Raw genomic sequence first — 14,665 nt, 5'->3', positions numbered from 1 at the left:
TTATGAAATCTACTAAATATGAATTCTATTTACTAATTATCCCTTTAGTAATAGTTGAATTTGTTAGAGGAGCTTATATTATAAGTTATCTACCAAGTCTTTCTATTAATCCGATTGGAATTTCCTTAGCAATTGTTGGTGTCGCTATTTCAATTCACTTTATTGGAGATACTTTTGCGAATTTCGTCATGGGGTATGTTATTGAGAATATAGGAAGCAACAAGGTCTTACATTTAAGCTTTGCGGTGATGACTTTAAGCTTATCCCTGTTTATGATTTGGCCCAATAGTTTCACATTAATAATAAGTACGCTATTTACTGGAATTGCTGTATGTCCAATTTGGATTTATTTATTAACAAAAGCTGCGGGCGATAAACGAGGTCAAAGAATTAGTGTAGTTTACCTTGGCTGGTTATTAGGACTAGGTGCAGGCTATGTTGCTATGAATTATTTAGTTCAGTTTGATATCGATAATTTATTGTGGTTTTTACCATGCTTAACAATCGTTGCTTGGATAATATATTCTATTGTTAACACAGGAAATATTTGTGTTGAAAAAGTAGACATTAAAAAACAATGGGATATAACTAAAGAGTTAGTAAAGAGTAGTAAAGTTGTTGTCCCGGGAATTCTTTTTCAAGGGATTGGAATGGGGATGCTAATTCCAATTCTTCCAATATTCGCGATGAAAGATCTGCATTTATCAACAAACCAATACACATTATTAATACTCATTGGTGGTGCTAGTTTAGTATTAGCATTAATTCCCCTTGGTAAACTTGTAGATAACGTGAAAAACAAAATTATCTTATGTATTATAGGTTTCCTAATATTTGCAACTGCCCTATTTGCACTTGGATCAAAACCAAGTCTTGCTATGATTATAACAGTTGTAATAGTCTTAGGCGTGTTTTATGCTCTTTTCCTACCTGCGTGGAATTCATTTATTGCAGGCTATATACCAGAGTCTTTAAAAGCTGTAGGATGGGGTATATTCTCAAGTTTACAAGGTCTCGGTGTCATGATCGGCCCTACAATTGGTAGTATAATAGCAGAATCATACCAAACAATGACGACAATTCAAGGCAGTGGAGTTATTTTTGGTGTCGCAGCAATATTCTATTTCTTCTATGCTATAAGAAAACAAAGAGAAAATTTAAAAACTGATGGTTGAGAAAACAGCTTGTTTAATTGACAAGCTGTTTTTTTAATTTCTTAAATTTCTTTTTAACAATAGATAAAGAATAATAGGACAAAACTCGGGTTTTTTTTCGAGTTTTTTTGCTTATCAGGATATTTACTAAAATCACAAGGGTTATCAATAAATCACTTTTTGATATTTAAGTACCTAAAGATTTACAATTTGATTTTAAATCTATTGTATACTTAATATGTTAGTGTGAAGATTCGGAAAACTAATTAGATGGAGAATTTAAAAATGACTTATGATTGTTTAATTGTTGATGATGAGGTTGCTTTAGCAGAGACGACTTGCGAATATTTTAATATGTTTGAAGTGACAACGGCATTTGTAACAAGTGCAGAGGAATGCGAAAGTTTTCTTGAGGAACATAAAACGTCAGTGATTCTCCTTGATATCAATCTAGGGAATTCTTCAGGTTTTGATTTGTGTAAAAAATTAAGAAAAACAACACAGATACCTATTCTATTTATAAGTGCACGTTCTAGCGATGATGATGTTTTGATTGCATTAAATATAGGTGGAGACGATTATATTCAAAAACCTTATACACTAAGTATTTTGCTAGCTAAAGTTAAAGCGGTACTGAAAAGATATAGAGTAGGCACAAGCAACGAGCAAAAAGTGTTACAGTTTGGAAATATTCAAATAGATACGAGGCTTCATAGAGTAAGGGTAAATGGTGTTGATCTACAGTTAAAAACAATGGAATATAAACTTCTTTCTTATTTAGCGAAAAATAAAAATAGAATCATTACGAAAGATGAATTATTTCAAAATATATGGGGAGATTCTTTTGTGGGGGATGGCACTTTAAACGTACATATCCGGCATTTGCGCGAGAAAATTGAAAGTGATCCAAAGAACCCACTATTTATTAAAACTGTATGGGGTACAGGGTATGTTTTAGAGGATTCTAACGAATGAGAGTAAAATTGCTAACTATACTAATTTTAATTGTGTTTATTACAGGAATTATAATTTCGGTAATAATTATAAATAATAAAAATAATTCAGAAGTAGATCTTGTAGCCATTAATGAAGTAGTTAAAATTGTTGAGAAAAATTGGGGACAAGTTAACGATGAATTGTTCCACCATATCGATTTAAAACAACCATTCGTAATCCTAGATGACTTAGGAAAAGTAATATATCAAACACCTGGTAATCATTTTGACGGTTTATATGAGGCTATAAAGAATAGAGATATAGTTGTAGATTTAAAACATGGACATGAGTTTTTAGGAAAATTAATTATTAGAAATAACGAACAATTAATTCTACAACAAATGAAAAGTGAACTGATCAATTCCAATATTGTTATTTTTGGTGTACTAATGTTAATTAATATTTTATTTATTCTATATGTTCATAGAACGGTATTAAAACCTTTTAGGCAGCTTCAGAACTTTGCGGCAAATGTAGCTAGAGGAAATCTAGATATACCTTTAGTGATGGACAAGAACAATCACTTTGGTGCTTTTACAGAAAGCTTTGATATAATGCGTGAAGAATTGGCAAATGCACGTCAAAGAGAATATGAATCCAACCGTAGTAAGAAAGAGCTTGTAGCTACTTTAAGTCATGACATAAAGACACCTGTTGCTTCCATTAAAGCAGTAAGTGAGTTGATGCTTATGCAAGCAGCGGATGAAAAGGTCATAAAGCAAGTGAATACAATCTATTCGAAAGCGGACCAAATTGACTTACTCATTACAGATATGTTTCATGCCACTTTAGAAGAATTACAACAGTTAAAGTTAACAGTAACTGAAGAATCGAGCGAAGTACTTGTTAAAATGATAGAGAATGTCAATTATGATAACCAACTAATCTATGATTCAATTCCACAGTGTATTATTTTAATAGATCCGGTACGTCTGCAGCAGGTAATAGACAATATAATAAGTAATTCATACAAATATGCAGGAACAAAGATTGAGATTAAGTCACAAATTCATCAGGGTTATCTTGAACTCCACTTTAATGACTTTGGACTAGGTATCAAGGAAGATGAACTCCCCCTTTTATTTAATAAATATTATCGGGGAAAAAATGTAGAAGGGAAGAATGGTTCGGGACTCGGACTCTATATATCTAAGTATTTCATAGAAAACATGAATGGCAAAATTAACTGCTATAACCGGAATGATGGATTTACAATAGTTATAAAAATGAAACTTGCTTAAAAATTAAGGATTTAATTAAGGATTAGTTAAGAATTACATAAAGATTTAATAAGAATTCATTTTGTATGATAAGACTGTAATATTCATTACGGTCTTTTTTCTTTAGGTCATAACTTCATTTTAATAAAGGGAGAGTGTCACACAATTATGACAAGCATGATTCTTAAAACTGAAAAGCTATGCAAAACCTTTTCGAGTGGTGGACTTCAGCAACATGTTTTAAAGAACCTTGATATAAGTTTAGTAGAAGGAGATTTTACAATCATAATGGGGAGTTCAGGATCGGGGAAATCTACTCTACTTTACGCAATTAGCGGTATGGATAAACCAACATTAGGAGAAATCAATTTTTTAGGAAAAAATATATCAAAACTAAATAATGATCAATTAGCGATTTTTAGAAGAAATCATTGTGGGTTTGTGTTCCAACAAATTCACCTTTTAGACAATATGAGTGTACTTGACAATGTATTAGCCAGTGGATTATTAGTAAATAAAAATAAACGTGAACTTGTAAAAAAAGCAAAAAAACTTTTAAACCAGGTTGGTATTAGTGAAAATTCATGGTCGAAATTCCCTACTCAACTTTCCGGTGGGGAAGCACAAAGAGTGGGTATTGTAAGAGCATTAATCAATAACCCTAAAATACTTTTTGCAGATGAACCTACAGGCGCATTAAACTCAAGTTCTAGTAAAAGTGTTTTAGATGTATTTACTGATATAAATCATAATGGACAAAGCATTGTTACGGTCACACATGATATGAAAACAGCCTTGCGCGGAAATCGAATACTCTATTTACGTGATGGTGTCATTCAAGGTGACCTGCATTTAGGTCCGTATAGTGAAAATGAAAATATAGAGCGTCATGAAAAGCTTAAACATTTCCTTGCAGAAATGGGGTGGTAAAGTGAAAATAACGAAATTAGCCTTAGCTAATATTAAAAAAAGTAAATCTGCGACGATTTCTTTACTCATTTTTATCATGATTGCGGCATTACTTCTCAACACTGGTTTAATGGTAATTACTCAAATAAGTTCATTCTTTGATAATAAGGTGGAGCAGTTAGAAGATCCCCATGTAACCTTTGTGATGGATGAAGCAACATATGATACGTCTAAAGAGGAATACGCGAGAAGTTATCCCGGAGTAACAAAGGTTGAAACAGAAGAACTAATAAATATGGATATTGCTAAATTTGATTTTGGTGGAGCCGAATTATCTGTAAATATCGTAATTTTCAATGCAAATGAACAACGCGAAATAGGTCAGTTAAAATTAATAGAAAAGCTAGGTACTTCAAGTGAAAATGATATTTATGTTCCATATAGTTTTAAAACAAATGCTGGTTATGAATTAGGTGAACAGCTTACTATCAACTATAAAAACCATGATTATAATTATAAAATTGCAGGGTTCCTTGAAACAACAATGATGGGGACAAATAATATCGGAGTTATTAAATTTATGCTACCAGAAATTGCTTATTCAAACTTGAAAGATGAACTAGATACTCAATCAGATGCGATTATTATTTCTGCAATTATGGAAGATCTAACGCAATCAGCAAAATTTAAAAACAACTTTATAAATAAATATCAGCGATTAACAGAAGAATCGAATTCTTACATTTGGGGATTAGATTTCGAATTGGTGAAAGGTGTAAACACCCTAACTGTTAATATGGTAGCGACAATATTAGTAGCCTTTGCAATAATTATTGTGCTTGTTTCACTAATCGTCATTAGATTCAGAGTTACAAATAGCATTGAAGATGGAATGGCCAATATTGGAGTACTTAAAGCAATTGGCTATACTAGCAGACAGATTCTTTCTTCTATTATTCTTCAATTTATCATCATAGCCTTAAGCGGTAGTGTTATTGGTATTGCCTTGTCATATGTTCTAATGCCGATATTTGGAGGAATTATTTCAACATTATCAGGATTAATATGGATTCAAACTTTTGATTTAATAATTAATCTAATCAGTATGTTCCTTGTAGCATTTAGTGTTTTAGTCGTTTCTTTACTATCTGCATATCGTGTCAGAAAAATTGTACCAGTAGCTGCACTCCGTGGAGGTTTACTAACACACAACTTCAAGAGAAATCATCTTCCATTAGAGAAAGCAAAAGGTGGACTGCATTTTTTACTTGCTACTAAATCAACGATCGCAAATGCAAAACAAAATCTAATGATTTTATTAATTATTATAGCGTTAACATTTGCATCTATTTTCTCAGTAGTACTTTATTATAATGTAGCTACTGACAAAACAGCTTTTATTAATTTATTCGGTTCCGAACCTGCGAATGTTTATATCGTGGTGAAATCAGAAACTGATACAGAAGTTCTTATAAATGATATTGAACAAATGGATCATGTAAGAAAAGTGAATATATTAGATATGATAAAAACCGAAATAGATGATCACACGGTATATACAAATATTACGAAACAATATGATGAGCTGGAGAATAATATTGTTTATGAAGGGCGCCAACCAAAGTACGATAATGAAATCTCGATTTCCTGGATTGTTTCAAATCAGATTAACAAGGGGATTGGGGATACAGTAGAGGTAAAATACGGAAGTGAAGCATCTGATTATATAATAACAGGTCTTAGCCAAGCGATGGGTAATGGCGGCACGGTTGCAGCTTTGACTATGGAAGGTATACAGACTTTGTATTCCGACTATAAAGGGTGGATCTTATATGTTTATCTGGATGGTATAGCAAATAAAGACTTTATAAAAAATCTTCAGGAACAATATGGGGACCAAATAGTTGAAGTGTTAGATATTGATGAAAATATTGAAAGCCAAACAGGCATGTACACATCTGCAGTGTTTGCAGTTATGGTGATGGTATTTATCATTACTGTATTAGTTGTTGTAATGATCCTATATCTTGTCATTAAAACAATGATTATTAAGCGGAAGAAAGAGTTTGGTGTAATGAAAGCAATCGGTTATTCCACGATACAATTGATGAATCAAATATCAATCAGCTTTTTGCCAGTAATCATTACAGGAGTAGCAGTTGGTGGAGTGCTTGGATACTATTTCACAAACCCAATGCTTTCCGTACTACTTTCAAGTGCAGGAGTTAAACGATTAGAATTTATTATTCACTTACCAAGTATACTTATACTTTGTATAGGGATTCTAATATTGTCCTATATTGTCATTATTTTAGTATCAAGAAGAATTAAAAATATTTCTGCTTACGGATTAATTTCAGAATAAATAACAACTCATTTATATTGAAAAATAATCATTAAGAATATTCGAAGGTTCAAAAATTTTTTTCTAAAGTATCTTGAGTATAAATGAACTTGTATTTCTCATACTAATTACGGTTTCGCAATAGAAATCCAAAATGATGGAGAGGTGAGTGGCAGTGAGTGGTCCAGGGCATTTTAATCCTAGAGCTCAAGAACGTGGCCGTAATTACCAAAAGCCACGAAAGCAAAAGTCTCTTATAAATGGTCGAACAGAGGTTTCTCTGTCAAACCAGATTTTGAGGAGTAATGCGAAAGCACATCACTGGTAACATCATTTAGGATTTTGTGAATCACATTCACTTTATCCGAAATGAAGTACAGGAGGGATTTGTCATGAACAACCCGCCAAGCACTTTCAACAAAAGCATATTATACGATAAGTAATTATGTTTAATTGAGGGTGAAAAATCATGGAGGATGAGTGAAGCTGCCCGGAATAATATTCCGGGCTTCTTTTTTATGTAAGGAATTAGAAGGAATTTAAATTTCTATAAAGAAATACATATAGTATGGATCAATATTTATAGGGGCTGAACAATTTGCAATATCAAAGAGGGGCTTTAGAGTACTTTGAACACTCGATTGATTTTGTGAAAGAACTAATAGAAATATATGATACTGAAGAACATCATTTAAATAACTAAAACCTTCAACTATGAGTGACTTGTCGACGATTAAGATAAGTCATTTTTATTTTATTTAAAAATATACTAGATTATCTACTTTGAGGGGGAAAAAGATGGAAAAGAGCATTACATATTGGATTCGTAAAAGAGCTTATATTACTCCGAATAGAGTTGCTTTAATAGGTGGAGATAGAGAATTTACTTACCAAGAACTATTACAAGAAATTAATAGAGTAGCTGCATTTCTTCATCATAAGTTACTTCTTCATAAAGGTGATCGAATAGCAATACTATCACAAAATCGGATAGAGTATTTTATAACATATTTTGCAACTGCACAGTTAGGTTTAGTTGCTGTACCATTAAATATTCGACTAAGTACCGCTGAATTAGCCTATCAAATCGAGGATAGCGGAGCTAAAGCCATTCTTTTTGAAAGGGAATTAGAGCCTTTATTTAATCAATTAAACCAATTAGTTTCTTTTGAAAGTACACATACGTTTGAAGATGGTTATACACTATTCCAAATGGAAAATCCAATTAGTGATAGTAGTAGTCCAAACGATCCTTATATTATTTGTTATACATCTGGTACGACAGGAAAACCAAAGGGCGCAGTCTTAACTCAAGAGAATATGTTTTGGAATGCACTCAATAACCAATATGCACTTGACCTTACATCTTCCGATAATTGTTTAGTAATACTCCCATTGTTTCATATTGGAGGAATTGGATTATTTGCATTTCCTACTTTCCTTTCTGGTGGAACTGTCATCGTTCCAGGAAAGTTCGATCCAAAACAAGTATTGAAGATTATTGATGATTTACAGGTAACAGTAATGATGGGTGTGCCAACTATTTTTAATGCGTTACTAAACGAAGAAACATTCCATCAAACAGATTTCACATCAGTGCGTGTGTTTTGTAGCGGTGGAGCACCATGTCCTGTGGAATTGATACAAGAATATCATGAAAAGGGTATACCTCTTTACCAAGGATTTGGAATGACCGAAACATCACCAACCGTATTTATGCTTTCGAAAGAAGATTATAAAAGGAAAGTAGGGTCTATTGGCAAACCTGTAATGTTTTGTGATATTGACCTTGTTGATGATAACGGGAAATCCGTTAAGCAAGGGGAAGTTGGAGAATTAGTCATAAGAGGTGGAAATATCTTTAAAGAATATTGGGGATTACCTGAAAAAACAGCCGAAGCAATTATAAATGGTTGGTTTTATACTGGAGACCTAGCTTATAAAGATAAGGAAGGTTATATCTATATTGCTGGTCGAAAAAAGGACATGATCATTTCCGGGGGAGAAAATATATATCCATTAGAAGTAGAGCAAGTGATTGGAGAAATTAAGGAAATAAATGAAGTGGCAGTCATAGGAATTCATGACGAAAAATGGGGCGAAGTACCAATTGCGATTGCTTCAATAAGGGAAGGTCAAAGTATTTTGGAAGAACATATTCAAAATTATTGTAGTAGTAAGCTAGCAAAATACAAAGTGCCCAAACGAATTATATTTTTAGACGAACTACCGAAAAATGCTACAGGGAAATTAGACAAAAAATTAATGCAACAACAATATAACAAAAAGGTGGAGCTGAAATGATAGGGGTAGAACAAACAAGTATATATGAACCAGAAATAATCGTACGCGCAAAAGATCTTGAACATCTAACAGGTATTCCAGAAAACGTAATTATTGAAAAGTTTGGTTTAACTGAAAAAAGAGTAGCACCTGACTCAGTTCACGCGTCGGATTTAGCTGTATTGGCAGTAAGGAACATACTGAAGACCGTTGATCCTAAAAGTATTGATGTAATAATTTACTTTGGGAGTCCTTTTAAAGATTATCAAGTATGGACAGCATCCTCAAAAATACAACATGAATTAGAAGCAACAAATGCTTATGCATTTGAGCTAATGAATGTTAGCTCATGCTTTCCAATTGCGTTAAAAGTGGCAAAAGACATGCTCGTGTCAGACCAAAGCATACAGAACATCTTGCTCGTAGGTGGATCAAAAGAATCTCAGCTAATAAATTATGATAATCCAAGATCGAGATTTATGTTTAATTTTGCGGACGGTGGTGCTGCAGCTTTAATTACTAGAAATGCAACAAAGTCTAGAATACTAGATTCCTTCATTATGACAGATGGATCGTTTTCACAAGATGTTTTAGTTCCAGGTGGGGGATCTGTATATCCAGTAAGTAAAGAAGTTCTAGATGAGAAGATGCACTTTTTAGATGTTCCAAATCCAATGAGTATGAAGGAGAGGCTGGACCCTGTATCGATGCCAAACTTTATAAAAGCAATTACTAAATCTTTAGAGAAGAGCGGTAAGAAATTAGAGGATATAAAAATGCTGTTACCTCTTCATACAAAACGCTCAATGTATTTAGAGTTACTTACAGCTTTGGGGCTAACTGAAGATCAATCAATCTATTTACATCAATATGGTCACATGTCAGCTTTAGACCCTTGCTACGGGTTATATTTGGCAGAGAAAGAAAATCGACTAAACAAAGGCGATATAATAGTAACAGTTTCAGCAGGTACAGGTTATACTTGGGCAGCAACCGTTATTGAATGGTTAAAAGAGTAACTTCACACATAAATGTGAATATGTTACACTGTTCTTAATTATTGAATGAAGGGAAGATGGGTGGACAATGGATAAATAATCTTATTTTTTACGTTTTTGAAATAGAAAAAATTATTTCAAACAAAAAATAGGATTAGTCTGCCCATTTTCTATATTTACTAAGTTATCTTTTACGAAAGATAGCTTTATTTATCATGAAACCAAAGGCTAATCCTTCCGAAAAATCGGGAGGATTTTTTTATCTCCCTAAGAAGGGAACGAAAGATTTGAAAGAATTATTGAAATTACAAGAGTTACAATTTGATGTAAATGATATAAGTTTATTTGAAATGTTTACGGGTACAGTCCACCAAGGTGATATCATTGGAATAATTGGTAAAAACGGTGCTGGAAAATCCACTTTATTGAAGTTATTATCAGGGGAATTGCAACCAACAAAAGGCTATTTGCATTGGATGCAGGATAATATAAAAATTTCTTATGTTGAACAAGAGACACAGAGATATGATTCTTTGGAAGTTTCAACCTCTGAAGCTACACTGTTGTCGAAATGGCATGTGCCAACAAATGATTACCATCAACTTAGCGGTGGTGAAAAACTAAAAGCGCGGCTTGCAAATGGCTTTGGGTCACCTTCAAACCTTCTATTTTTAGATGAACCTACAAATCATCTAGATGAAGAAAGTACTGAATTACTTATCAATCAAATAAAGCATTATAAAGGTACAATTATACTTGTATCCCACGACAGATACTTTTTAGATAAAGTTGTAACTAAAATATGGTCCATTGAAAATAGAAATCTAATTGAACATTCCGGTAATTATACGGAATATATGAAGGAAAGAGAAAAGAGAAGGTTATCGCAACAAAGAGCTTATGAAAAACAACAAAAAATGATTGAAACAATCGAGTCGCAAATTAATAATTTATCCAACTGGTCACAAAAAGCTCATGCAGAATCAACTAAAAAAGAAGGATTTAAAGAGTTTTATCGTGTGAAGGCAAAAAGAACAGACTCCCAAATTAAATCAAAGAAGAAACGCCTGGAAAAAGAATTGGAAAAATCTAAAGTAGATCCTGTAGAAGATAATTACGATGTTGAATTTACGTTAAATACAAATAAGAAGCGTGGAAAACGGTTTTTAGAAGTGAAACGATTAAAAAAGACTTTTAATAATGAAGTTCTATTCGAAAATGGTAACTTTACTATTTTGCATGGTGAAAAAGTAGCGCTTATCGGTCCAAATGGAAGTGGTAAATCAACACTTATTAAAATGATTATGGGACAGGAAAAGGGGGAAGGAGAGATTTGGGTTTCGCCTTCTGTAAACATTGGCTATTTAACTCAAGATGTATTTGATCTACCTCTTGAGAAAACTCCTGAGCAATTATTTTATCGTGATTCTTATGAGGAAAAAGGGAAAGTCCGGAATTTAATGAAAAGATTAGGTTTTGAAAAGTCGGCATGGACATTACCTATATATCATATGAGTTTGGGAGAAAGAGTTAAATGTAAGTTGATGGCTTTCATCCTAGATGAAAAAGACGTACTAATCTTAGATGAACCAACGAATCATTTAGATTTACCATCACGCGAACAGCTTGAAGAAACATTAACACATTACAATGGTACTTTACTAGTTGTTTCTCATGACCGTTATTTTGTTGAGAAAATAACTAATAGCAAACTTGAAATTCAAAATCACAAGATAAAAAGATTCATGCAGAAATCAACAGAATCAAGCTCAATTAATGATTTGAAAGAATTACTTTTAAAACTTGAAACAGAACGCCAGGAAGTGTTAGGTAAACTAAGTTTCATGACATCGAATGATCCACAATATATAGAACTAGACAAAAAGTTTAACGAGCTAACAAAACAGATTAATCAGTTGAAAAATTTATAAAAGATAAAATCCTTGAAGTATTTATCTTCGAGGATTGTTTTATGTATAAGGAAATTATTGCACTAGTTATTTTTCCTCAAAATTTGTATATGAACAAATAACTCGTTTACAAAGGTTAATGGAAAATTAATACCGAGTTAATAATAGAATACTAATATAGGTAATAATCCCTTTAAATTAAGGAGAAATTATGAAGTCAGTCCTATTTAGTGGTGTAAATACACTTAACCTATTTTCCTATTTTAAGCATAGAATCCAACGTAAACACGGGGAACTAATCTACTTTAAAAGGTATAAAGAATTAATAAAAATTATCAAGAATGAATCGATGCAAACATATTTTCAACCGATCGTTAATATTCAAAATGGAGATACTTTTGCCTTTGAAGCATTGAATAGACCATTACAATGCGTTCTTTTTGATAGTACAGATCATTTTTATGAATTTGTAGGACAAACAAATATAGTCTTTCCATTTGAACAATTTTGTAGAAACTTATCGTTAAAAAGATTCACTGAACGAATCAATTCCCAAAATGGTCAAAACTTTAATTTGTTCATTAACATCCATCCACATGTTTTGTTAGATAAAAATTATCATAGTGGCGAAACATTTAAGTTTATTAAAGAATTAGGGATTCAACCGGAGCAAGTTGTTTTTGAATTGACTGAGCGAAGTGCAGTTACAGATTTTAATGAATTTAAACGAGTATTATCCCATTATCGAAAACAAGGTTATCGAATCGCGATTGATGATGTTGGTTCGGGGTACAACAGTTTAAAGACATTAATTTATTTAAAGCCAGAGTTTATAAAATTAGACCGATCACTTATTCAAAATATCGATCAAAATGAAGCTGGACAAAGCCTGGTTTCATTAATACATGAATTTGCAGAACAATCTAAAACAAAAATAATCGCTGAGGGGATTGAACGATTAGAAGAACTAAACTATCTTCAGTCTGTAGGAATTCAATATGCTCAAGGATATGCGTTAGGTAGACCAAATCAAGAGATAAAGCTCGGGAGTATTCCAAATTCGAAAAATATACCAGTAAAATAAGGTGAGAAAATGGTTACGAAAATAGGTGAAGTAGCAACAAATATAGGGGGAATCGTAAAGAAAGTTCCGTTTATTGAACCTTTTGTGAAGAACAAAGAAGTAGACAAACTTTTTACGGATAATCCTGATATTCGAGGCTTAGTTGTCGTACATCATGAGAAACCAGTTGCGCATATTACAAGAACACATTTTTATCAAAAAATCGGTACCCTATATGGGTATAACCTATATATGGGTAGAGAAAGTAAACTTCTTGCAAAAAATGATCCGCTCATCGTTGATTATTACCAATCGATTACAGAGGTGAGTCGCTTAGCGATGGAACGAGAAGAAGAAGACCTCTATGATGATGTGATTGTAACAAAAGACGATAAGTTTATTGGTGTTGTTAGTATTCGTGCATTATTAATGAAATTCGTCGAAATTCAAGTTGAATTTGCTAGTTTTCTCAATCCGTTAAGTAATTTACCTGGAAATCACTTAATCCATCAAACTCTTGCGAAAGCAGTTTTATTGGAACAATTTAGTATACTCTATTTCGACTTAGACTACTTTAAAACTTACAATGATCTATACGGATTCAATAAAGGCGATCAAATTCTCTTACATTTAACTGATATATTAAAAAGACATGTTCTCCACAATGGAGATTTTCTAGGGCATATTGGAGGGGATGATTTTATGGCGCTTATCCCACATTACAATATAGAACCAATCTGTGAGAATATCATTAAAGAATTTGACGAAACAATCGTTGATTTCTACAATCCTAGACACCTATCAGATCCTAATTTTAAAATAAAAGGAAGATCGGGTGAAATGGAAAACCTCTCAATTATGTCATTGTCGATTGCTGTATTAACCAATAGACAACGTCAATTTGAAAAAGCAGAAGAAATATCAAATGAAGTAGCGGCAATCAAACGATACTGTAAAAAAACAATAGGAAGCTGCTTCATTATTGATAATAGCGATGGATTTTCATAGAATAGGAAATGTAGAATGTTTTAGAAGGATGTGATGAAATGGCTCATAAATCCAATGTGCCATCTACTGGAAGAACTCATGCAAAGCCTATGAATAATATGGCGATACTTTGTATGAGATAGTTAATGTAAATCATCGCCAAGTAAACGTCAATTATTCATGAACGCTTTGCCCTTAGCTTATTTATTTAAGTAAAGGAGAGTTCCAATGCGTTACGTGAATGCAAATGATATTTTACCGAAACATCTACTTGAAGAATTACAAGCTTATGTTCAAGGAGATTTAATTTATATTCCAAAACCAGAAGAACAAAGAGTAAAATGGGGAGTCGCTTCTGGAGAACGTAAAAGATTAGATGAACGAAATAAAACGCTTAAAACAATGTTTAAAAATGGTACTTCTTTAGAAGTACTTTCTGTTGAATTTTGTTTATCTATCGAAACAATCAAAAAAATTGTTTATAAGAAATAACAAGGTTGGTTCCAAACCAACCTTATTTTTATCCCGGTGTAACCGTCCGTAACACTCCTACCTCCAGATTAAATTAGAACAAGATGATAGGTAGGAGTTATCGGACGCTAACACCCCGATTGGTTGCAGACTAAGAACACCACATATCGCTGAAAGCGCTACGTCCTGTAGCATCAGCGATATGACCAACATCGTGTTGGCCTCTGTGGCAACGTCTGCATGACCCACGTCCTGTGGGCCCCAACTAACCATCAGCGGGGATTAATCAATCCCCACTGATGGAAGTTTCACCTTATGGCTACTTTATTT

Annotated in this window: 12 protein-coding genes; all 12 read left to right on the top strand. The window is 32.8% G+C overall.

Going from position 1 to position 14,665, the window contains the following annotated elements; genetic code table 11:
* The first annotated feature begins 2 nt into the window (after positions 1-2).
* Positions 3-1,175: an MFS transporter gene (locus tag CD29_RS12920; protein WP_036187536.1), complete on the top strand. Its 1,173-nt coding sequence runs from the start codon at positions 3-5 to the stop codon at positions 1,173-1,175.
* A 249-nt stretch (positions 1,176-1,424) separates the two neighbouring features.
* Positions 1,425-2,129, top strand: a complete 705-nt coding sequence (locus tag CD29_RS12915; protein WP_235801838.1) for a response regulator transcription factor — start codon at positions 1,425-1,427, stop codon at positions 2,127-2,129.
* A gap of 8 nt (positions 2,130-2,137) precedes the next feature.
* Complete coding sequence (locus CD29_RS12910; RefSeq protein WP_235801837.1) at positions 2,138-3,391, top strand: HAMP domain-containing sensor histidine kinase; 1,254 nt, start codon at positions 2,138-2,140, stop codon at positions 3,389-3,391.
* 147 nt (positions 3,392-3,538) lie between these two features.
* Positions 3,539-4,300: an ABC transporter ATP-binding protein gene (locus CD29_RS12905; RefSeq protein ID WP_036187527.1), complete on the top strand. Its 762-nt coding sequence runs from the start codon at positions 3,539-3,541 to the stop codon at positions 4,298-4,300.
* A gap of 1 nt (position 4,301) precedes the next feature.
* Positions 4,302-6,644 (top strand): ABC transporter permease, encoded by a 2,343-nt coding sequence (locus CD29_RS12900; protein ID WP_036187524.1) that lies wholly within the window; start codon positions 4,302-4,304, stop codon positions 6,642-6,644.
* A 148-nt stretch (positions 6,645-6,792) separates the two neighbouring features.
* Positions 6,793-6,951: a YpzG family protein gene (locus CD29_RS20295; protein WP_328286490.1), complete on the top strand. Its 159-nt coding sequence runs from the start codon at positions 6,793-6,795 to the stop codon at positions 6,949-6,951.
* Between the two features lie 470 nt (positions 6,952-7,421).
* Entirely contained in the window at positions 7,422-8,927 is a 1,506-nt protein-coding gene (gene menE, locus CD29_RS12895) for an o-succinylbenzoate--CoA ligase (protein WP_036187521.1), read from the top strand.
* On the top strand, positions 8,924-9,925 hold the full coding sequence (locus CD29_RS12890) for a 3-oxoacyl-ACP synthase (protein WP_036187518.1): 1,002 nt from the start codon (positions 8,924-8,926) through the stop codon (positions 9,923-9,925). Before menE ends, CD29_RS12890 begins: the two co-directional genes overlap by 4 nt.
* Before the next feature lie 266 nt (positions 9,926-10,191).
* Positions 10,192-11,835, top strand: a complete 1,644-nt coding sequence (gene abc-f, locus CD29_RS12885) for a ribosomal protection-like ABC-F family protein (RefSeq protein WP_036187515.1) — start codon at positions 10,192-10,194, stop codon at positions 11,833-11,835.
* A 190-nt stretch (positions 11,836-12,025) separates the two neighbouring features.
* Positions 12,026-12,898 (top strand): EAL domain-containing protein, encoded by an 873-nt coding sequence (locus CD29_RS12880; protein WP_036187512.1) that lies wholly within the window; start codon positions 12,026-12,028, stop codon positions 12,896-12,898.
* Positions 12,899-12,907: 9 nt separating this feature from the next.
* Complete coding sequence (locus CD29_RS12875) at positions 12,908-13,885, top strand: GGDEF domain-containing protein (protein WP_036187509.1); 978 nt, start codon at positions 12,908-12,910, stop codon at positions 13,883-13,885.
* 207 nt (positions 13,886-14,092) lie between these two features.
* Complete coding sequence (locus CD29_RS12870) at positions 14,093-14,356, top strand: CD3324 family protein (RefSeq protein ID WP_036187506.1); 264 nt, start codon at positions 14,093-14,095, stop codon at positions 14,354-14,356.
* Positions 14,357-14,665 lie beyond the last annotated feature (309 nt).

Origin of the sequence: Ureibacillus manganicus DSM 26584 (assembly GCF_000772945.1) — a bacterium.
In the GTDB taxonomy this organism is placed as follows: domain Bacteria; phylum Bacillota; class Bacilli; order Bacillales_A; family Planococcaceae; genus Ureibacillus; species Ureibacillus manganicus.
Note: the sequence above shows the minus strand (reverse complement) of the source record. Positions and strands in the feature narration are given on the sequence as shown.